The following is a 23,073-nucleotide window of genomic DNA, read 5'->3' as shown; positions in this document are numbered from 1 at the left end:
AAAAAATCCGTTTCATGGCAAATAAGGTTGCCAATGCTCCAGTCGTGTGACTATTATTCCTCACGAATTTGAGAAACCGGTCTCTGTAGATAGCAATGCCTTTTTATAAGGCATTGCATTATGAATGTGCACTTATGGGGAGATGGGTACCTATTCCTCTCAGAAGGTCTCATGGAAAAGCAGGACTTGACCACAACGCAGTCCAAAGAACAATTCCTTGGAGGCAACAGCATGATCGAAACAGGCGACATCAAGCCCAATAGGTCAAAAGACGGCACTCAAGATTGCTCTACCCAGACAATCGATCCGATGCGGACAATAACAGGAATGACAACGAGCATGCCCGCTCGCGAAGTGAGGCGGATGCTCCGCTTTCACTCGATTTTGCTTTTCTCGCTGCTTATCGTTTTGGCTGCAGCTCTTTTCCTGGGCGCGACGGCGATGGCTCAGATTACAGGTCTCGGAGTAATTTCGGGAACCGTAACTGACTCCTCCGGGGCTGTTGTCCCCGGCGCTCGGATAACCATCACAGATGCTATACGAAACGTATCCATTGCTTCTGTGAGCAACTCGAGCGGCTATTTTGAAGTTAGCGGTCTGAATCCGAGCACTTACAAAATCGAGGTGACCGCCCGGGGCCTTGAAACGTTGCTGCGAGAAGGAATTACTTTGGAAGCCAGTGGACATATCAACGTGCCATTGCAACTGCAGGTGGGTCATTCCACGCAGACTGTGGTCGTGAGCGCGGATGCATCATTGCTCAACACAGAGAACGGCTCTACCGGCGAGGTGCTTACAACCAAACAGTTGGAAGAGCTGCCGGCAGTGGGTTCAAATCCCATGGAACTTGTTTCCCTGGCACCTGGAGCACAATCTCCATACCCTCAGACTTACACCATGGGCGATACATTGAGCTGGCCCGGGATTTCCAAGTTTGGGAGTTTCGGCTTTCTGAACGCAAATGCGTGGACTATCGATGGAGTCCCAAATATGGGAAACCCCCGGGGAAATGCCATCGGCCTTTCATCAGAAGAAACAGATGAGCTGAAGGTGGATCCTGTCTCCTTCGATGCGGCGTTTGGACATACGATGGGTCTCATGATTACCCAGACAACAAAAGCAGGAACAAATGACTGGCATGGAACCATACACGACCTCTATCAAACCAATGCCTGGCGGGCGATGACGCATTTCCAGGGTCTGACCTACAAGTATCAACAGTCTCTGCATGGCTGCGATAACGGTACAGGTTCTCCTTCCGATTGTCTTGGCTTGAAATATCAGTATGGAAATCCCGGTGTGTACACGAACATCGGCTCAGCTTCTTTCGGCGGGCCCGTTTTCATCCCTAAACTCTTTGATGGCCGCAATAAGCTCTTCTTCTTCGTGTTCGTTGATGATGATAATCAGAATACTGCAGGAGTCGGTACCGTCAGCATACCCACGCTGCAGGAGCGTTCGGGAGACTTCAGCGACCTGCCTGCGACGACAAGCGCCATTCCTGCCTCTTATACTTCCGCTTGTGGTGCTGGTACTCCCTACTACGGCCAGTACCAGCTCTATAACCCATTTACTGTCGCCCTCGATAGCAATGGCGTGCCGCGCCGCCAGCCTTTCTGCGGCAACGTGATCCCGGCTAACCTGCTCAGTGCCAATAGCAAGATGGCGGCCGTTTACAATAAACTTCTGCCGACTCCCACCACAAACAGCCCGCTGGGCAGCAACTACACTTACACAACGCTCACGCCTCAGACGTTCCGCCAATTTACACTGCGCATGGACTATGCGTTGTCTCACAACGACCACATTTACTTTCGGTGGACGAGAGAGCACCTTACACAAACGGTAAATGGATTTGCGACAGGCGGCGCTGAGAATCGCTTCCAGCAGAAATGGATTCAACTTGGCGCAGTCGGCTGGAACCACATTTTCAATGCAAATACGGATCTTAACGTCACCGTCGGAGCAACCAACTTCAATGCGGCGTGTTGCACCTATCCCGGATATGACACGTATTCTCCCAGCTCCGTAGGTCTGCCTGACTATCTGCAGAGCTATGCCGCAGTTTCTCCCACTCTGCCTATCCTCAATGCCAGCGGCTACCAGCAGATTGGACAGATGGACAATACCCCGCAGATCTACCGCCACCTGTCGTTTAGCGGGGTTCTGACGCACGTGCAGGGACGCCACACCATGCGTTTTGGCGCAGCGTGGGAGCAGCAGAGTTTCTCGCAGGCAGCCCAGGGCAACGCAGCGGGAACATATACCTTTGACGATACCTATACCTCGGAGAACAACGGCACGGACAATACCTATCCGCAAAGCAACACGGGGCTATCGTACGCAGCGTTGCTGCTTGGCATCCCGACCACCTCGTCTGTACAGCTGGGTGCTCCGTCATCCATCAGAACACCCTACTATGCGCTTTATGCAGCCGATACCTGGCGGATCACGCCAAAACTGACATTGAATCCGGGGCTTCGTTTTGAATATGAATTCGGTCCGTCCGAAAAAAATAATGCTCAGATTGTCGGATGGGATTCAACCGCAAGTCTTCCAATTTCTGCGCCTGCCAATGCAGCGTACGCCGCAACGTTCGCCGCGGCAACTCCAGCAGAAAAAGCTGTCCTGCCTGCCTCGCTTACCATTCAGGGAGGTCCTGTCTATGCTGGCGTCAATGGGGCGCCTGCGCGCCAGTTTGTGAATAGCTATCGTTTCCTTCCCCGGCTGGCAGCGGCATATCAGATTACTCCAACGACAGTGCTTCGAGCTGGCTACGGAATTTTCTTCGATACGATCAACGCCCACGGCCAGGGAAGCGGCGGCACTCCCCATCCAAGTGCCGCAAACATTGGCGGGACGAATCAGTGGGGAGGAGTTCAATTCGCCACTGACCAGGATGGATATAGTGCTTCGACGAGCGTGGCCTCCTCGACCACATACGGCACCAACTTTGTTGCAGGCACAACACCTCTCAGCGACCCGTTTCCTGCAGCCAACGGGAGTCGATTCAATAAGGCCATTGGAAATGCTGCGGGAGCCATGTACTATGTCGGGTCCAATGTCACGGCATACGATCACGGCATGATACCTCCGCGCGCTCAGCGCTGGTATGTGGGTGTGCAGCATCAATTCGGGACATCGACTCTCGTTGAAGTAGCATACCTTGGGCAGGTCGCAACGAAATTGCCCCTCAGTGTATCCGCATCAAGTATCCCCGGTTCGTTTTATGCCGGCGGCACGCAACCCAACACAGCCACGAACTCACTGCTTGCAAGCAAGGTGCCCAACCCATTTGCGATCGGAAACTTCAGCAGCATCGCCGGCAGCAACCCGGCGGCCTATGAATTGATGTCGCACAACAGCTATTTCACTGCCAGTACCATAACAGTCTCAAACCTGGTGAGAAGCAATCCGCAAATGAGTGGATTGTCGCTCTGGCGATCTGTTGGCGAAACGAAATTTCAGGAAGTTCAGGTAAATGTGACCAAGAGATACAGCAGCGGCCTTACATTTATAGCCGGCCTGCAGCTCAATGATCAGCATGACCGCGACTATTTCGCGAATTCATTCGATGCTTCGCCGAGCTGGGAATCTTCAAACAACAGCACGCCTTATCGGGTCACTGGGCAGGTCATTTATGAACTTCCGTTTGGCGCAGGTCACACATGGGCGAATTCGGGGTGGGAATCAAAAATTTTCGGTGGATTCCAACTTGCTGGGACATATGAACGGCAATCTGGATGGCTGCTAACATTCGGCAACCTGTTTTATATTGGCAAGCCCGGTAAAGATATCAAACTCAAACATCCTGTTTACGTGAATAATCTGGCATCGGGTGGGTCTGCGTATGTTCAATGGCTCAATCCGGGAAACGTCTCTACTACCTATAGCAATGGAGTATGCAGTTATAGCGGGACTGGTTTCGTAACAAATTCCTCGTGTCAACCAAATGGAATTAATCTTCGCGTGTTTCCGACTCACGTCGATGGAGTTCGTGGGCCAGCGGTAGATGGTATCCAAGCCAATTTGCAGCGGACCTTCTCTCTAAGTGAAAGATTTAAGCTGAATGCTCGCGTGAATGCTTATAACCTATTGAACCGCCAGTACCTGGGCCTTCCGAATTTAACCCCAACATCGACACAATTCGGGCAGATAAACTCGGATGGAGCATCGAGCGGGCCAGGAAATTCGCGCTGGCTCGCGGTTGAAGCACGTTTGCGATTTTGAGTGCAGATTCCAACTGTCTATGGCCTTTGCGTAATTGCATAGCAAGGGGAGCCAAGAGGCGCCGAGATGACTGAATCTCAATGAGTACGAAATCGCCAATTCGCTAATTATGGGAATTCCTGCCGTCGGGCCGGCTTCTAGCGAGCATTGCGCCACACACAAACATAGATTGACGTAGTACAAAACTAATGCGTTTTAACGGCGTGTTCATGCCGCATTGACCATGGGCGCGAGAGGTGCAGAGTAGAACTCTCGCATGAAAAAAACATGCTGGTTCGTCGCCTCTTTGGCGGTACTCTCCCTGATACCGCATGCAGCAATGGAAGGACAGTCCAGGAGCAATCGGACGACGCTCCCGGTCGGTGATTTTGACGATGGCTCACTTCTACCCACAGGGCGATTCATCACGCCGACCGCGGCGCCGGGATCGACCATTCAGGTACTCGCTACAGGATTACGTGCGGATGGCAATGCCGATGCTGCAGAGGCAGTCAATACAGCGTTGAGCCCTGACGGCAAAACGCTATTGGTGCTCACCAGCGGCTGGAACAACGGCAATAGAACTCCGGACGGCACAGCAATTACATTTCCTACGATTGATCCCAAGACGGGAGCGGCAGTCGGAACGACCGGCAATGCGGAATGGGTCTTCGTATTTCATGTTGCAGCGAACGGCACGGCGACCAAACTGCAGCAGATCAATATTCCTGATACCTACAGCGGCCTGACCTGGGCGCCGGATGGCTCGCGCTTCTATGTTTCTGGCGGAAATGACGATCGCGTCTATGTCTATAAGTTGAGCGGAAGCCAATATGTGCCTGATGTTCCTTTCATTCTTCTTGGACATAACTCCAATCAGACTGCTCCGCTGACAAACTATGACGGCGGCATTCTGAAAGGCACCAAAGTTGGCAATGAAATCCCTATCCTTGTAGGCGGGGCGGTAGTCGCAGGAATCGCTGTCAGCCGCGATGGCAAAACGCTGGTGGCGACGAACTATGAGAATGATTCTCTCTCTATCGTCGACACGGCTAGCCGTACGGTGAAGAACGAAGTGCATTTCTTTTCTCCTGGCGGCACCGTGGCACAAGGTGAATTTCCATATGATGCTGCAATTCTTAGCAACTATAACGGCACAGCGCGAACAGCATTTGTAAGCAGCCAGCGTGATGATCAAGTGATGGCGGTGGATATTGCCAGCGGCAGGTTCTCTGCTATTCGCGTCGGCGATCAGCCGAATCGGCTGCTGCTTTCACGAGATCAGCGGAACCTGTATGTGATCAACGGCAACAGCGACAGCATCTCCGTGATTGATATAGCTCTCGAACGCGTCGTACGGACAATTTCACTTTCCCGCCCCGGAGACAGGTATAAAGGCCTGAATCCTAACGCTGCTGCCATCAGCCCTGATGGAAACACCATGTATGTAACGCTGGGAGCTGAGAACTCCGTAGCAGTCGTGAACCTGTGGACGGGGCAGGTAGAAGGCCGCATTCCAACCGGCTGGTATCCAACTTCGGTTTCTGTAAGCGCGAATGGAAACACCTTGTACGTCTCAACCTTCAGGAGCAATTCGGGGCCAAATCCCGGAAACGCAGAGGCTAATCCGGAGTTCAAGACGCAGCGTTCCTATCCGCTCGAAAAAGCACAGCTGAACATCATTCCAGTTCCGAGCTATGGCGTATTGGCTGAACTTACCCGGCAGGTCGACAAGAACAACGGTCTTGTGAATCGCCGAATCGATCCGCTGATGGCTTTCCTGAGCACCAGAATTCATCATGTCATCTACATCGTGAAAGAAAACAAGACCTACGATCAGATACTAGGCGACCTTGAAAAAGGCAATGGAGATCCTTCGCTGAACCAATACCCGGAGGAGGTTTCACCAAATCACCATAACCTGGCGCGGACTTTTGGTCTGCTTGACAACTTTTATGATACTGGGGAAGTCAGTGGTTCAGGATGGGCCTGGTCCACCTATGGACACGCCACCGAATATACAGAGAAGACGATTGCCGTAAATTATGGAAACGGGAGCAGCGGCGGCGTTACCTATGACACGGAAGGCAGCAGCCGGCTCATCGGCATGGGCGTGCCTGATAACACGAACAACCCGACGCCCTTCACCTCGCGCTTGACAGACATACTCGATCCTACGGGCAGCTCCAACATTCTTCCTGGACCGAAGAATGTGGCGAGCCCTGAAGGTACGGATGATGATGTGAATGCTGAAGCCGTTGGCGGATATCTGTGGGACTCCGCTCTTCGCGCCCATAAAACCGTACGCAACTATGGTTTCTTCCTTGATCAGAATTATTACGTCAGTACAGGCGGCGATCCGACAAAGCCAGATCCCGTGCTTCCAACCTATATTCCAGTTTCGCCGACGCCATTCACTGCAAACATTCCACAGGCTGTCGTAGTTCAGCGCCCTTTGAAGCCTAATACTGATCTCTACTTCCGCGGATTCGACCAGAACAACGCAGACACTTATCTCGTAAATGAATGGCAGCGAGATATGCAGATCAATGGCCTGCCGAACCTGACGCTGCTTCGCCTGCCGCATGATCACAATGGCAGCTTCGGGACGGCAATCGCCGGCCTGGGAACTCCAACTCTTCAGATATCGGATAATGATTATGCCATTGGACGCGTCGTCGATATCATCAGCCACTCGCCATACTGGAAAGACACGGCCATCTTTATTCTTGAAGATGATGCGCAGAATGGGTCGGATCACGTTGATTCACACCGTTCGTTTGCCTATGCTATTTCGGCATACAGCCGGCGCGGTGTGACCGTCTCGACGAACTACAACACGGTAAATGTTCTGCGCACGATGGAAGACCTGCTCGGGATTAACCACCTGAATTTCAGCACCGCAGATGCAGCGCCGATGTCCGATCTGTTCATGCGGACGCCGAACCTCACCCCGTATCATGCGATCGTTCCGGGAGACCTCTGCGCCGCACCGGTCGATCCTAACCTTGTTCCAGCATGCCAGAGCAGCGCATCAAAGATTACCCCACAGGTACACGAACTGCACAACGCTGCGTGGTGGGCGGAGAAAACCAAAGGCTTCGATTTCTCTGACGCAGACCGTATCGATGCTGACGCCTTCAACCATATCCTGTGGCAAGGCATCAAGGGCGATGATGTCCCCTATCCGACAGTGCGCAGTGGCCTTGATCTGCGGCAGAACCGCGCACAGTTGTTGAAGCGGTGGCAGGAAAATAAGGCACAGGTACAACCAACCTTAATCAACTACAGCGGTGGCGGGAATTAGTTCACCGCCGATGCAAGGTCTGGCATTAAAATGCAGGAGCCGAAGGCAAATCAAAAATGCGGTCGGCTTCTGCAATCAAAATGAAGCAAGAGATTTTGCTCAGATTGTTAAAGACCTTCAGGTTCTGCATACGTCCAATATGCGCTCATTTCATGAATCTGAGTTTTCACAATCAAGGCTTATCAGAAGATGAGCACCTGAAAGGGCGTAATTTCGTGAAAAGACATCGACAGGAGATATGAAATGAGTGCTACAAAGCAACAGAAGTTGTTTACATCAGTTCAACTCGGACCCATGCAATTGAAGCACCGTGTTGTGATGGCCCCACTCACGCGTTCTCGATCCATCCAGCCTGGTTCCATCCCCGGCGATCTGATGGCTGAGTACTATACACAGCGAGCTTCTGATGGCGGGTTCATTATCAGTGAAGCGACCAATATATCCATCACAAGCCGCGGATGGTTCGGCGCTCCCGGACTATATACCGATGAACAGGTGGAAGGATGGAAAAAGATTGTCAATGCTGTACATGCGAAAGGCGGCCACATGTTCGCACAACTCTGGCATACAGGCCGCTCTTCGCATGTTGAGATGACTGGAGGTGAAACACCAGTCTCAGCTTCAGTGAATCCAGATTATTGGCAGGATGCATCCCATCTAGTTTCGATACCGAGCGGCTGGGCACAGCCATCTCCGCACAGAGCGCTCGAGGTATCGGAAATTTCAGAAATTATCGAAGACTATCGAAAGGCGGCAGAGCGGGCAAAAGCCGCAGGCTTTGAGGGCGTCGAGCTGCATTCTGCTAACGGCTATCTTATTGATCAATTTCTCCAGGACGGCAGCAACAAGCGCGCAGACGAGTACGGCGGCTCAATTGAGAATCGCTCACGGTTATTGTTGGAAGTAGTGGGTGCGCTTACATCCGTCTGGGGTGGTGAGCGCGTAGCAGTACGCATCGGACCGAATGGCTCCTGGAATGGCATGTCGGACAGTAATCCGGAAGCTCTTTTCAGTTATGTTGCCGAACGACTCAACCAGTTTGGGCTGGCGTATCTGCATATTATCGAGCCGCGTGTGAAGGGCAACGTCGTTGTCCATGAAGGGCAGGCTCCTATCGCCTCACAACAATTGCGAAAGATATTTAAAGGCAAAATCATCGCGGCGGGCGGATTTGAACCAGACACCGCGGAAGCAATCGTTGAGAGTGGCGATGCCGATGCTGTTGCTTTCGGACGTCACTTCGTATCGAATCCCGATCTGCCGCAGCGCATTCAAAAGGATATTGAACTGGCGCCATACGATCGCGACACATTCTACACTTTCGATGCTCGCGGTTATATCGATTATCCGCCTCATCAGGAACTGGTAATGGCTTAAACTGTTCTCCGTGCCGCGTGGCTGTGAACAGTCGCGCGGCATATCATCATCATCGGGGAGCGGTTGTGTCGAACAGTACGTCTACATCCTTCTTGAGCTTGTTCAATGATGGCTCATCTATATAGACCATATGGCCCGCGGCAAAAGTGTCCCGGGTTATATTTTTGTGCCCATTCGCTGTCAGGCCCATGTGGTCCAGAGTGTATTCCACACCAAACAGAGGAGTGGCCGCATCGTAAAAACCTTCCGCAACCAGCACATGCATGTAGGGATTCTTGGCAAAAGTATTCCGCAGCATATCGCTTACGTCAGGAAAGCCGCGCCCATTGCCCGGGTACTCCCACGGGCCAATGCCGCCGCCCAGCACCCAGTAGTTGAGATCAGTGTTGTAGTTCAGCTCCTGTTTCACATAGTCGCCAAACACTGACGTATACGGCGGTCGAATCACTGCTTCGCTGGGATCGTAGTCTGTAGACTGCTCTGTCCCGGAAGCATTGACGCCGGTAAATCGCCCATCGAGCCGTCCTACGGTTTTTCCTTCATCGCGCAACAGCTCAGCATCAAAGTGAGACAGGTCCACGCGCAGATTGCTCCGGTCGATAAATGCCTTGCTCAATCCCGTGTACCGTGCCAGATGATCGATGGCCGATTGGCGTTCCTGCGGGCTGATGGAATCGCCCTTCTGCAGAATGACGGGATATTCATTCGCGGCCCACTGTTCGACTTCATGCTTCAGAGCAGCGGGATCATTATTCAGCTCAGGCGCAAGCTTATGATGGTAGGCTGCGGTGAGCGCATATGTCGGAAGAAAAACTATATAGGGAAGATCGTTTCCAACCGCAAAACCAGTCGTCTGAAAATTGAGAATCGTTGAGATCAGCACGATGCCATTCAGAGCAATGCCGCGATCAATCAGCCAGCTCGACAAGCCTGCCGCGCGCGTTGTGCCGTAGCTTTCTCCCGCCAGATAGAGCGGGGACTTCCACCGCGAATTCGTCTGCAGGTATAAGCGGATAAATTCCCCAAATGCATCCAGGTCTCCGAGCAGTCCCCAGTATTTCTTGCCGGCTTCCGGTGTAAGAGCGCGGCTATATCCGGTGCCAATAGCGTCGATGAAGACGAGGTCTGTTCTGTCCAGCCAAGTATCCTGGTTGTCCTCAACCTGAAATGGCGGAGGCGGCATTGCTCCATTTGACTCCAGCTTTACACGCCGAGGACCAAAGGCCCCCATATGCAGCCAGATCGTAGCCGAACCAGGGCCGCCATTGAATGCAAAGGTCAGCGGACGTTTTTCCGGGGCATTGTCCAGCGTATAAGCAACATAGAACATCATTGCGTCAGTCACACCGGTCTTGGTTTTGATAGGCATGCGCCCAACCGTAGCCGTGTACTGCAACGTGCGGCCATGCACAGTGATTGTATGGTGCGTGACTACTGGAGGTTCAGCAGGCGGCTCCCCTTTGTGCTCAAGCGCTGCAAGAGGCTGAATGCCGCCCGGCTCATTTCCATTTTGTGGGCCGGTGCGTCTCTGCGCCGCAAGCGGGAGCGTGGAAGTTACTACTGCTAAAAGCAATGCAAGGCTACGATTGAAATTGCACACACTTTCTCTCTGCATTTGTTCCCCGGCATCAAAGCTGTTTGATGGATGGAGTTGGCTTTATCAGAACTGGATTCTGGCAGTCACAAAACGGGACCGCAATCGTCTGATAATGTTTGATTTCATGATGCAAGATTGTACGCAATTTAGAATACTGTCAAGAAAATTCAGAGATACGATAAGGTTTCGAGGAAAGGCGTGATGAATGGCAAAGGCACAGAAGCAAGTAGAGAAGAGTGAGCGTGAGATGAAGCGCCTTGACAGTGTTACTGCGGCATTTCTGAAACTGCGCGATCTGATCGTGCAGGGGCAGATCGCTCCCGGTTCCTGGGTAGTAGAGGCGGAGCTGGCCGACAGACTTGGATTCAGCAGGACGCCGGTACGCGGCGCCCTGCAGTTGCTTCAACGCGAGGGTTTCATCGTCGAGCACCGCACGGGCTCCAAGAAATCGAGATTGCGCATATCGCCCCTCACCAAGGAAGACGCACGTGAGCTTTACTTGATTGTCGGCACGATCGAGGCCCTGGCCGGCAGCCTCACCGCAATGCTTTCTGCCAGCCAGCGTAAACAGCTCTGCGCCAAGCTGAAGGAGATCAATCAGCGCATCCATGGGATAGCATCCAGAAAAAACGTTGAGCTGCGGAGCGTCTTCGATCTGGATACATCGTTCCATTACGAAATCATCGCGGCGAGCGCAGGGCCCCGCCTGCAGACTATCCACCATATGATGAAGCCGCAGATCGAGCGCTACTGGCGGCTTTATGCGCACTCCATCATTCAGGACCTGCATCACTCTGTTTCAGAGCACGAAGAGATTATTGCCTCCATCGCCAGCGGCAACGCCAAGGCGGCTGAGCGCGCCCTCGCCAATAATTGGAGAAAGGGGGCGGAGCGCATTTATGCGCTTATCGATCTGTTCGGAGAGCGTGGCAGTTGGTAAGCATACAAAATCGTATACCTGATAATTTCCTGCTTAGGGATTCAAAAACGTTCTTGACTTGGCGTTCATATTGTGGCCTGATGCATATATCTTTCCGCTAGAAAACTATGAGCTCACTTAGAGGGGGCAGGCCAATCCACCCGGAGGCCTTAAGTTGTCCTGTCTGACTGGAAGGGGAATGTAAGGATGCTTGGGATGCGCCGCGGCTGGGCTCTTGCGCTCAGTAGTGTAGTGTTACTGTCAGCTCTCACAACGGTTTATGCGCAGCGGGATGCACGCCCCGGGGTCAAGGCCGCACCGGATCGTAAGCCTGGAGAAGGCCTGGGCCCCTATGACCGGTTGGTCATACGAGGCGTTACTGTAATCGACGGTACAGGAGCTGCGCCGTTCGGTCCGGTAGATATCGTCGTCGAGCACGACAGGATTGCCGAGGTGGATGCAGTCGGTGCCCCGCACGTGCCGATCGATCCCAAACACAGGCCCGCAAAAGGAACATACGAGATCGATGCTGCAGGCATGTATCTGATGCCTGGCTTCGTGGATACCCATACGCATTACGGTGATCCCAAAAAGGCGCCTGAAGCCGAATATGTGAACAAGCTGTGGCTTGCTCATGGAGTGACCACCGTCCGCGGTGTCCCTGGCGGAGGCCTGGATTGGACCTTGCACGAGCGCGATCGTTCCAACAAGGATGAGATCGTCGCTCCGCATATCTTCGTCTATCAGCCTGCCTTCACAGGTGATGGATGGAAGCCGCAGCAGGCGCTCACACCCGAGCTTGGCCGCGAATGGGTGCGTTACCTGGCAGGAAAGGGCGCGGATGGCGTGAAGTATTTTGGAGGCGACCCCGATGTTGCCGCCGCTATCTTCGACGAAGCGAAAAAACAGAAGCTGGGCACTGTGGCTCACCTGGCGCAGAACTATGAGTCGCGCCTGAATGCTCAGCAGGCAGTCGATCTCGGACTCGGTACCGTCACGCACAGTTACGGTCTTTTTGAGTCGCTTTTAAGGGACTCGACCATACAGGATTATCCCCTCAATCAGAACTACTCAGACGAGTACATGCGCTTTGGCCAGGTAGCCAGAAACTGGGACAAGATCTATCCGCCGGGCAGCAAGGAGTGGAATGCATTTCTCGAAGATCTGAAGGCACACCATGCTGTGATGAACCCCACCATGGTGATCTACTCTGCAGGCCGTGACCTCATGCGCGCCTATTCAGCGGAGTGGCATGACAAATACACCCTGCCATCCCTGATGGACTACTATCAGCCGAATCGCACCAACCACGGATCGTTCTACTATTACTGGACCACAGAGGACGAGATTGCATTTAAGAACTACTACCGTGTCTGGGGCCAGATGATTAAGGACTATAACCAGATGGGCGGCCACGTCACAGTAGGCACCGACGCCGGCTTCATCTACCAGACATACGGGTTCGCCTACATTCAAGAGCTGGAGCTCCTGCGCGAGGCTGGCCTTACTCCTCTCGAAGTCATTCGCTCAGCCACTCTCTATGGAGCCGAAGAGCTGATGGATCCCAAAGGCGAGGCCTCGGATTTCGGCATTATTCGTCCCGGCAAACGTGCAGACCTTGTGATCGTAGATCAGAATCCTCTGGAGAACCTGAAAGTTTTATACGGCACCGGATGGATGAAACTGAATGACGCGACCGGCAAGGTAGAGCGTGTCGGCGGCATCAATTACGTCGTGAAAGACGGCATCGTGTATGAGCCGAAGAAGCTGCTTGCCGATGTTGCCGCCATGGTTGAAAAGCAGAAACAGGACCGCAAGGGAGCTGCTGCATCCCGCCAGGGCGAGCAAGTGTCATTGAAGTAGCTGCAGTGTAAATTGATCCTTACACAAAATTCCGCGCTCACACGAGGGAATCCATGATGCGTCCAGCAGTGATAGCCGGTCTTATTCTGTCCTGCGCGCTTGCCGCCGCTGCTCAGAATCCTCATGCCTCCAAATGGCCTGTTAAAGATAATCTCTACGTCATTAAGAATTTTCGTTTCGGCACGGGTGAGACTCTGCCTGAGCTTAACCTGCACTATCTCACGCTTGGCCAGCCGCATCGCGGAGCAGACGGCCATGTCGATAACGCCATCCTCCTTCTGCATGGCACCGGAGGCGACCGTCATACGCTGTTGAATCCCGTCTTCTCCGATGTCCTTTTCGGTCCGGGCCAACCCTTCGATATCACGAAGTACTTCCTCATCTTGCCGGATGACATCGGGCAGGGCGATTCATCGAAGCCATCGGATGGCCTGCATATGAAGTTCCCGCAATACGACTACGACGACATGGTTCGCTCGCAATACATCATGCTTACCGAGGGCATGCACATCGACCATCTGCGGTTGATTCTCGGGACATCGATGGGCTGCATGCAGTCCTGGGTCTGGGGCGAGACCTATCCGCATTTCATGGATGGCCTCGCGCCCTTCGCGTGTTACCCGGTTGAACTGGCCGGGCGCAATCGCATGACCCGCTATATCGCCATCGAGAGCATCGAACACGATCCAGCATGGAAGAATGGCGAATACACCAGCCAGCCTGTCGAAGGTCTGCGCGGCGCGGAAGCCATGCTCCTCATCATGGGCTCTTCTGCATTGCAGATGCAGAAGAACTATCCCGCCCGGGAGCAGGCGGAAAAATACGTCGACGACTACATGGCCCGCACCATCAGCCGCGTCGACGCAAACAATCTCATTTACTACGTCAACGCGTCGCGCCATTACAATCCGGAGCCCAAACTCTCGACTATCGTCGCGCCTGCTTTATGGATCAACTCTGCGGATGACTTCATCAACCCTCCGGAACTTGCACAGCAGATCATCAACGCCCGTGTGCTCCCCAAAATGCCAAAGACAAAATTTGTCCTTCTTCCCATCACCGATGCCACCCGCGGTCATGGAACCCACACCATGGCAGCTATCTGGAAGGATGAGTTAATCAAGTTCATGGCGGAGACGGAAAAGAAGTAAGCAGAAAATCAGGCTTCCCTCCAACGTCCTGGCGGGTCTAAAAAGATAGAAGGGCGTCTTATGATGAAATGCCTGGCTGCCGCTATGCTTTGCGCGATGCTCGGAACCGGTGCTCGTCCAGCCGCTGATCCATCAGGCGCAGAGAACGCCCTGGCGCGGCCTTATGGTCAGTTTGGCTTTGAAGTACTGAAGGAACTGCGTACACAGAAGCCCGATGCAAACGTATTTATTTCGCCGACCAGCATCGCCGTCGCTCTGGCCATGACCTCGAATGGCGCGAACGGAACCACCCGCGATGCAATCCTGAAAACCTTGCACTCCGACGGACAATCCATCGCAGCCTTCAATACCGCCAATCGCGCTCTCGTCGATCAGATCGCCAACACAAAGGCCGTGCAGCTCTCCATGGCGAACGCGCTGTGGTTGCAGCAGAGTTTCCCGGTAAATCCAGCTTTCACCCAGACCTTGCAGTCATCCTTCAGCGCGCAAGCCGGGAATCTTGACTTTCACGCTTCCGCAGCTGCTCAGGCCATCAACGCATGGGTTGCAAAACATACGAATGACCGCATTCAGAAGATCGTCGATCAGGTCGATCCTTCAACCGTTGCGATGCTCACCAACGCCATTGCCTTCAAGGGCAAATGGACGCTCCCCTTTGATCCGAAAGACACGCAGGCACACGACTTCAAAACCGCCAGCGGCGCATCGCTCAAGGTGCCGATGATGAAGCATACCGCCGACTACGCCTACGGTAACGCCAACGGGCTTGAAGCCATCCGCCTCCCATACGCCGACGGCACATTCGCGATGTACGTTGTTCTGCCGCAGGATGCGAAGGGAATGCAGTCCTTCCTCGATCAGTTGTCTTCCGATACATTCACCACTCTCGCTTCATCCCTGCGCAAGCAGAAGGGAACCATCGAGCTCCCACGCTTCACCATTACCTACGACGCGACGCTCAATGCCATCCTCAAGAAACTGGGCATGGGGGTCGCCTTCGGCGGCAGCGCCAACTTCGACGGCATCCATAAGGGCCCGCCGCGTATGCAGATCAGCGAAGTGCGCCATGCTTCGTTCCTGAAAGTCGACGAAGATGGAACCGAAGCAGCCGCATCCACCAGCATTGGCCTTCGCGCACTGGCCATGCGGATCGAGCAGCCGCCGTTTCATATGGTTGTCGACCACTCCTTTTTCCTGGTCATCCGCGACGAGCACAGCGGCCAGCTCCTTTTCACCGGCACGGTCTCCGATCCCACAAAGTGACAAAAATCTGCTACAACTAAATTATTAGTTACTTATTGGACACTGCCACGTCCAATAGAGCAGGAGGATGGGAAGTGCCACGGAAGCCATCTGAGACGCTGACTGAAGCCGAGTTGCGCATCATGAATGTGCTCTGGGGAAAAGGGCCCGGCACTGTGCAGCAGATTCTCGACAGCCTCAGCGAAAAACCGGCGCTCGCTTATAACTCCGTGCTGACCACTATCCGCGTCCTTGAGAAAAAGGGTTATGTCGGCCACTCGAAAGACGGCCGTGCACATATATATATGGCGATCGTCGAGCAGCAGGAAGCGACCCGCTCGGAGATTCGCCACCTGGTAAGCCGCTTCTTCCGCAACTCGCATGAAGACCTCGTGCTGAACCTTCTCGAAGACCGCGGTATCGACAAGAAAGAACTCGAACGGCTGCGGCTGATGCTGGAACGGAGCGCAGAGAAATGATTTGGACCCAGCTCGAGAGCATTCTGGAAAGCGTCGCGCAACCTTCAGTAGAGCGGGTACTCAACTCCCTGCCGGAAGGGTTGCTCATCGCCATCTTCGCCTGGCTGCTGCTGCGCATCATCGGGCGCCAGAATGCCGGTACGCGCTTCGCTGTCTGGATCACCGCACTGCTCGCAGTCGCAGCGCTGCCATTCATTGCGGGCTTCCACTCCGTAATCGGTCAAGGGCATTCGCTGCTCCCGGCTGGAGTTGCAGTTCCGCTCTTCTGGATCATCCCCATCTTCACCCTGTGGGCAGCCGGAGCATGCATCGCCTTAGCGCGCCTTGCAACCGGACTATGGCAGGTAAGATCCATCCGCAGAAGCTGCACCGTCATTGATCCGGCGCAGTTCGAAGGCATACAGAAGGCCTTTGCAGAATCCGGAGTATCGCGGCCCGTTATCATCGCCGAATCCGGGCTGGTGCGCGTGCCTGCCGCCGTCGGTTTCACCAGGCCCATGATCGTCTTTCCATCGTGGGCACTGCATACGCTTCCACCGGACGAGCTCCATGTCATCCTCATTCATGAGCTCACCCACATCCGCCGCCGCGATGACTGGACTAACCTCTTCCAGAAGCTCGTCCGCGCCATCTTCTTCTTTCATCCCGCAGTGTGGTGGATCGATGCGCGCCTCTCAATCGAGCGCGAGATGGCCTGCGACGATGCCGTGCTCGAAAAGACCGGCAATCCGCGTGCCTATGCAAGCTGCCTTGTAAGTCTGCTTGAAAAAAGCTGCGAGCGCCGTAAATGGACCATGGCGCAGGCCGCAGTGCATCGCGCGCATGAAGCTTCGCTGCGGGTAGCGCGCATCCTCGATCCGCGCCGTCCGGCAACCACGCGCATCTGGAAGCTGGCGCCCGGACTCGCAGGCATGTTCTCCATAGCCTGCATCGGAGTACTGCTGTACACCCCAAGGCTGATAGTCTTCCAGCCCGAAACAACCGCAGCGAAAACACCGGCAGCAAATTTCGAATACCCAGCAGGTGGAGCGACAGAGAAAGCCCGTCCGGCCGCCGTGATTCCCGCGGCGTATCGCTTTGATACGCCGGCAACGGCGAAGCATGTTGCGAAAAAGAAGAAAGCTCCAGCTGTTGTGCCTGCTGCATCCCGCTCGGCCATAACAACCGCAAAGCCCAGGACCATATTAGCCAGCGCGAAGCAGCAGACTCATAACGCGCCGTCGATGCTGGTGCTTGTCAGCACAACCGAGACAGAAACCGGAACAATGATCTCGGAAGCCACAGAGGAGACCCAGACAGAAATCTCTCCACGCAAGCCCGCCCAGGCCGAAAGCAAAGACCCCAATGGCACAGTCTGGACGATTCACATCCTGCGCCTGGTATGGATCGCTCCGGCACAAGCCCAGCAGACCAGCGTGAAGGGAAGCACCATCTAGCGAAAAATTTTACCTGCATTAACTAATTAATTAGTTGCAAGGAGAAGCAAAGCAATGAACCTCTTGAAAGTGAAATCGATGCTCAAGCGGCGCGTGGTCATACCAGTCGTCGCCGCAGGAGTAGTCCTCTCGTTCGGAACCTATGAGCTCACACGCGGCGTCCACGCCGCCTCCGGGATGCCCGCTCCGGCTCCGGCGGCAGCGGCGCTCGATGACAATAGCGTCGCGCCCCTGCTGACGCTCGATCAGGCAATGGAGACGCTGACAGCGCGTGTCCGGCCCGCAGTCGTCAATGTTACCGTTACCGCCAAGGCCACTCCGGAAACCACGGGAAACGATGAGGATGATGAGGACGGCCAGCCGCAGCAGCGCCAGCAATTCAGTCCCAACTCGCCGTTCGGGCAATTCTTCGGCCCCGGCTCGCCTTTCGGGCAGATGCAGCCACAGGGCCCGGTGATTGAGCATGGCCTGGGCAGCGGCGTCATCATCGCGCCCAACGGCTACATCGTCACCAACAACCACGTCGTGCAGGGCGCGACCGATATTCGCGTCACCATGACCGATCGCAGGATCTATAAAGCGAAGCTCGTAGGCACCGATCCTCTGACCGATCTTGCCGTCATCAAGATCGATGCCGAAAATCTGCCCAGCGTACCGTGGGGCGACTCATCGAATCTGAAGCCCGGCCAGACGGTGCTTGCCTTCGGTAATCCTCTCGGATTCAACTTCACCGTAACGCGCGGCATCATCAGCGCGCTCAACCGCAGCAATCCTTTTGCAGACCGCCGCAAGCCCGGCCAGTTCATCCAGACCGATGCCGCCATCAACGAGGGCAACTCCGGTGGCGCTCTAGTGAACACACGCGGCGAGGTGATCGGCATCAACACCTTCCTCGTCTCTAACTCGGGCTCATTCGCGGGCATGGGCTTTGCCATTCCCACGCAGATTGTCCAGCCCACAGTCGACAAGCTGATCAAGTACGGCAAGGTCCAGCACGGATTCATCGGTGTATCGATCTCCGATGTCACCCCCGACAACGCGAAGTTCTTCGACGTGAAGAATGCCAACGGAGCCGTCATCAGTGACGTGACGCCCGACTCGTCCGGCGCGAAGGCCGGCCTCAAGACCGGAGATGTGGTCACCGAGCTCAATGGCAAGCCGGTAAGCGACGCCGGAGAGCTGCAGATGGAAGTCGGACAGAAGCAGCCCGGCGACACCATTCAGCTTCAGGTTGTTCGCGACGGCAAGACCATCAACATACCCGTCACGCTCGAATCCATGAGCGGCAGCCAGACGAAGGAAGCATCCGGCCCCGAGCATGGCAAAGCAAAATGGGGATTAGGCCTCAGCGACCTGAAACCGTCGCTGCGGCAGCAGATGCAGCTGCCCGCAAACGTAAACGGCGTGCTGATCGGAAACGTGAAGGGAGGCAGCCCTGCGGACAACGCTGGACTGCAGGCGGGCGACGTCCTGGTGCAGGTCAACCGCAAGCCGGTAAGCTCCGCCGCAGAAGCCGTTCAGATGCTGTCGAGCATCCCGGCCGGGCAGGACGCTCTCGTGCTGGTGTGGTCCAACGGAGGAAGTGTCTTCCGCGTACTGCATCCCGCAGATTGATCGAATGCAGAACGAAGTCGAAGAACCTGCAGTAAAATCCGGGTGCCCTATCGTATCGCGCAGGTTTTTTTGCGCGATACCGGGGTCCCCATTGCACGCGCTGTTCGTGCAATGGGGTGGGATAAGGTGGGAGGTTCGCAGGAAGCATATTCACAAAAGCTATCAATCAATAGATTTGTCATCCTGAGCGGAGTGAAAGGGGAAGTCGAAGGATCCGCACCGCAGGTGCGCTTTTTGCCTTGCGAGAGCAAGGCCCGGGAAGTGTCCCCGCCGAAAACCCATGTCAAGTCCCCAAAGTAACCATCCTTCGCGCAACCATAACAATCCAAAGCAGATAAAACTCGAAGCAAGGCGCAGGCAATTTCCCCTGAATTTGCTATCCTGAAAATAGGAAAGAAAAAAGAAACAAAGGCATGGCCCGAAAGCCATGCCTTTTCTATTTCTCCGTGATAGCTCTGTGCCCTCTGTGGTGAAAAAGCCTAACTCCAACAAACCAATACACTTCCAGGGAAACACCAGCTAATTCACTGAAAACAAACAATCCCCGTACAAAACACGGGGGGAGGGGGTCTCCATGATCCGATACTGCCGTCACATCCGCCCCAGCGGCGGCCGCTGCCGCGCCAACGCCATCGAAGGCCACGACTTCTGTTTCTACCATTACTCCCAGCGCAAGCAGTCAACCAGCCTCGAACTCCCGCCCATCGAAGACCGCTTCGCCATCCCCCTGGCCGTCTCCCGCGTCCTGAACGCCCTCATCTCCGGCACAATCGACAAGCGCATCGCCGGTCTCTGCCTCTACGGCATCCAGATCGCAGCATCGAGTCTTCCCAAAGACACCCACATCCTCGATCCCGGGCAGGTAGAAGACACCGTCGACCGCATCGTCCTCAACCAAAAAGAACAGGAAGTGGCCATCCCTCATACTCTTTATGAGCCACATGACACTGAGGGACACATCTTCGGATGCAAGTGCCGGTCCTGCGTAGAGCGGCAGTCCGATTCCCCACATCACCCCGACTGCCGCTGCGGCATCTGCCACTACTTCACCGAAAAGAAGGAAGACCCACCAGCACAGTTTGAACCACCGGAAGCGAGAGTCGAGCAAAGAGAGCAGAAAGAACCACCCAGGCTATCCCCCGCGCGCATCGAAGGCTACGAAATAGCCCTTAACAAGTTGATGAAGGAAATCTCCGCATCCGACAGCCCCCTGGCTGTGGAAGCCGCCACATGGGTGGATGGTTCGCAGGATGATCGCACCCACAACACCTTAAACACCAGATCCCTCCTCCTCCACAGCCGCAGAAACAAGAGAAGATCACAACGTCGCTCAGGATGACAACAGGAAGAGCACGGCTCACCACAACAGGCACATAGCATCCAACGGGACAGACGGCGTTATATCGTATTCGCCAGATGTTCTGTCTCACACTATCTCGCGTGATTGCTAGCCTCCTGCTTGGAATTGCAGCCGCTGCGGCAGGGCAGACGGACCTCCACGCGCCCGTTGTCCTCACTGTCGTTGATGAAAACGGACTGCCGGTTTCAGGCGCGCAGGTCACCATTTCCGAGATGGGGCGCCAGCCTCTGCAGATGCAGACCGACTATGCTGGCCGCTGCAACTACATACTGCATGAGAATGCGGTTTATCAGCTTCGCGTAGAGAAGCCCGGCTACTATCAGAGCTTCGAGCCCAGCGCCGACGTAAGTCTCAAGAACAGGGACATCGTGCTGACGCACGAGCAGATGGTCGAGCAGCAGGTCAATGTGGCCGCTTCGCCTATCGGCATCGATCCTGAGCAGACCACCGATAAGAGCACGATGAACACGCCGGAGATCGTCAACGTGCCTTATCCGACGTCGCGCGACATCCGCAATCTGCTGCCGTTCAACCCCGGAGTGGTGCAGGATTTTTCCGGGCAGGCGCATCTAGCGGGATCGGAGACCTATGCGGCGCTCGATCTTCTGGATGGATTCGATATCCGTTCACCGGTCAGCGGCATGCTTGCCATGCGTGTCAGTTCGGATGCGGTGCGCTCGATTGAGACCGCGACAACGCGCTATCCGGTAGAGTTCGGCAGGGCCACAGGCGGCGTTGTGGCTTTTTACACCGGCATGGGCGATAACAGATTCCGCTTCAATGCGACCGACTTTCTGCCTTCCTATCATGACGTGAATGGCCTGCGCTTCGACAAGGTGGTTCCGCGCGTTACTCTGTCCGGACCGATTGTCCGCAACCGCGCGTGGTTCTTCGATGGGTTCGAGACCGAGTACGACAACATCTATATACAGGAGCTTCCGGATAACGCGGACACGAACCATCTCATTCGCGGCAGTAACCTGATCAAGGCGCAGGTCAACCTCAACTCCGCCAATATCCTCTCAGGCGGCCTGCTGGTGAATGCCTATCATTCGAACTATGACGGCATCTCGTCCCTGGTTCCGCAGGAGAGCACGACGAAGCGCAACACTATCGCGTGGCTTCCATACATTCGCGACCAGCACAGTTTTGCCAACGGCGCGCTGCTCGACCTGGGTTTTGGAGTCGTGCGTTTTCGCGATAGCTATGAGCCGCACGGAGACAGTCCCTACGAACTGACGCCCGAGCTCTCGAAGGGAAGCTACTTCGAGAACGCAGTTTCACATTCGCAGCGTGTGCAAGGCACGGCCACGCTCTATCTGCCGCCGCGCTACTGGGTGGGGCGCCATGATCTAAAAGCGGGAATTGATCTCGATCATGTCGGCTTTGATGAAGACATATCACGCGCGCCGGTCAATTATCTGCGTGAAGATGGAACGCTGCTGCGGCAGAGCGTCTTTCCTGCGCAACCTGCATTTACGGGCCATAATGTTGAGGCGGGTGCTTATTTTCAGGACCGCTGGCTCGCGCGTAACGGCCTGCTTATCGAACCCGGCCTGCGCTTTGACTGGGACGAGATCATCCGTCGTCCGCTCTTTGCGCCGCGCCTGGCGGTGGTATATTCGCCGCCCGGCTCAGAGGGCAATACAAAGATTTCGGCCGGTGTCGGCCTCTATTACGAGCACACGCAGCTGGAATACCTCACGCGCGCGCTCGCCGGTGCCCGCTTTGATACGTATTATGCTGCCGATGGAACGACACCGGTGAGAGGACCGCTGCCAACTGGCTTTGCAGCCAGCAGTGCTTCACTTACGCAAACGCATGCTGTGAACTGGAGCATCGGAATTGAAAGAAAACTGCCGGGTGAAATTTACGCAGGAGCAAGCTTCCTCCAGAAACGCATCGGAGATGGCTTTGTCTATGCAAATCAGAGCGGTGTTGGCTCGCTGTCGGGATCATACTTGCTCACTAACAGCAGACAGGACCATTACGATGCCTTTGAAGTCCACGCGCGGCGCGCCTTCGCGCATGGATACACGCTTTTTGCTTCGTACACGCGCTCTTCTGCGCGTACCAACTCGGATGTGGATTATGTGCCGGCGATTTCGTTTCTGGGGCCGCAGCAGAAGGGACCGCTTGCATGGGATGTACCGAATCGTTTGATCTCCTGGGGATGGCTGCCTTTTCTTCTGCCGAAGTTCAAAAAGAACTGGGACTTCGTCTACACCATGGACTGGCAATCAGGATTCCCCTATACATCGATCAATGCCAACTATGAGGTAGTGGGAGTGCCGGGATCGCGGCGCTTTCCGGATTATGTTTCATTCAGCCCGGGGCTCGAATGGCGTTTCCATTTTCATGGCGCTTATTTCGGACTACGCGGCGTGATGGAAAATGCGACGGACAGCAGAAATCCATCAGTCGTGAACAATGTCGTCGATTCGCCGGCATACGGGACTTTTACCGAGCCTCTGGGCAGAGCACTTACTGCGCGCATCCGCCTGATCAGCGTTCGATAG

The 23,073-nt window shown here is 54.8% G+C and carries 13 protein-coding genes; 12 read left to right on the top strand and 1 reads right to left on the bottom strand.

What is annotated here, in order from left to right; all coding sequences use genetic code 11:
- Positions 1 to 171: 171 nt before the first annotated feature.
- The 3 genes from AC5S16_RS03965 to AC5S16_RS03955 all read left to right on the top strand — a co-directional run bounded on the left by AC5S16_RS03965 (position 172) and on the right by AC5S16_RS03955 (position 8,893).
- A complete protein-coding gene (locus tag AC5S16_RS03965) occupies positions 172 to 4,230 on the top strand; it encodes a TonB-dependent receptor (protein WP_493928729.1) in 4,059 nt (1,352 codons plus the stop codon).
- A 256-nt stretch (positions 4,231 to 4,486) separates the two neighbouring features.
- On the top strand, positions 4,487 to 7,516 hold the full coding sequence (locus AC5S16_RS03960; RefSeq protein WP_493928728.1) for an alkaline phosphatase family protein: 3,030 nt from the start codon (positions 4,487 to 4,489) through the stop codon (positions 7,514 to 7,516).
- 243 nt (positions 7,517 to 7,759) lie between these two features.
- Entirely contained in the window at positions 7,760 to 8,893 is a 1,134-nt protein-coding gene (locus tag AC5S16_RS03955; protein WP_493928727.1) for an alkene reductase, read from the top strand.
- 49 nt (positions 8,894 to 8,942) lie between these two features.
- Here the strand turns inward: AC5S16_RS03955 and AC5S16_RS03950 are convergent, their stop codons facing one another.
- Positions 8,943 to 10,466: a S10 family peptidase gene (locus AC5S16_RS03950; RefSeq protein WP_493928726.1), complete on the bottom strand. Its 1,524-nt coding sequence runs from the start codon at positions 10,464 to 10,466 to the stop codon at positions 8,943 to 8,945.
- Positions 10,467 to 10,695: 229 nt separating this feature from the next.
- On the opposite strand from AC5S16_RS03950, the gene AC5S16_RS03945 reads away from it, so the two are divergent.
- From AC5S16_RS03945 to AC5S16_RS03905, 9 genes are all read left to right on the top strand, one after another.
- Complete coding sequence (locus tag AC5S16_RS03945; protein ID WP_493928725.1) at positions 10,696 to 11,430, top strand: GntR family transcriptional regulator; 735 nt, start codon at positions 10,696 to 10,698, stop codon at positions 11,428 to 11,430.
- A 195-nt stretch (positions 11,431 to 11,625) separates the two neighbouring features.
- Positions 11,626 to 13,272, top strand: coding sequence for an amidohydrolase family protein (locus tag AC5S16_RS03940; protein ID WP_493928724.1), 1,647 nt, complete (start codon positions 11,626 to 11,628; stop codon positions 13,270 to 13,272).
- A gap of 53 nt (positions 13,273 to 13,325) precedes the next feature.
- Positions 13,326 to 14,423, top strand: coding sequence for an alpha/beta fold hydrolase (locus tag AC5S16_RS03935; RefSeq protein WP_493928723.1), 1,098 nt, complete (start codon positions 13,326 to 13,328; stop codon positions 14,421 to 14,423).
- Positions 14,424 to 14,483: 60 nt separating this feature from the next.
- On the top strand, positions 14,484 to 15,686 hold the full coding sequence (locus tag AC5S16_RS03930; protein WP_493928722.1) for a serpin family protein: 1,203 nt from the start codon (positions 14,484 to 14,486) through the stop codon (positions 15,684 to 15,686).
- A 74-nt stretch (positions 15,687 to 15,760) separates the two neighbouring features.
- A complete protein-coding gene (locus AC5S16_RS03925) occupies positions 15,761 to 16,144 on the top strand; it encodes a BlaI/MecI/CopY family transcriptional regulator (RefSeq protein WP_493928721.1) in 384 nt (127 codons plus the stop codon).
- A complete protein-coding gene (locus tag AC5S16_RS03920) occupies positions 16,141 to 17,580 on the top strand; it encodes a M56 family metallopeptidase (protein WP_493928720.1) in 1,440 nt (479 codons plus the stop codon). Before AC5S16_RS03925 ends, AC5S16_RS03920 begins: the two co-directional genes overlap by 4 nt.
- A 54-nt stretch (positions 17,581 to 17,634) precedes the next feature.
- Positions 17,635 to 19,194 (top strand): Do family serine endopeptidase, encoded by a 1,560-nt coding sequence (locus AC5S16_RS03915; protein ID WP_493928719.1) that lies wholly within the window; start codon positions 17,635 to 17,637, stop codon positions 19,192 to 19,194.
- Positions 19,195 to 19,768: 574 nt separating this feature from the next.
- Entirely contained in the window at positions 19,769 to 20,533 is a 765-nt protein-coding gene (locus tag AC5S16_RS03910; protein WP_493928718.1) for a hypothetical protein, read from the top strand.
- Positions 20,534 to 20,634: 101 nt separating this feature from the next.
- The gene (locus AC5S16_RS03905; RefSeq protein WP_493928717.1) at positions 20,635 to 23,073 is read left to right on the top strand and encodes a TonB-dependent receptor; all 2,439 of its coding nucleotides are present in this window, start codon (positions 20,635 to 20,637) and stop codon (positions 23,071 to 23,073) included.

The organism is Acidobacterium sp. FHG110202_01 (genome assembly GCF_059115305.1).
The sequence above is the reverse complement of the archived record's forward strand: the minus strand, read 5'-3'. Positions and strand labels throughout refer to the sequence as shown.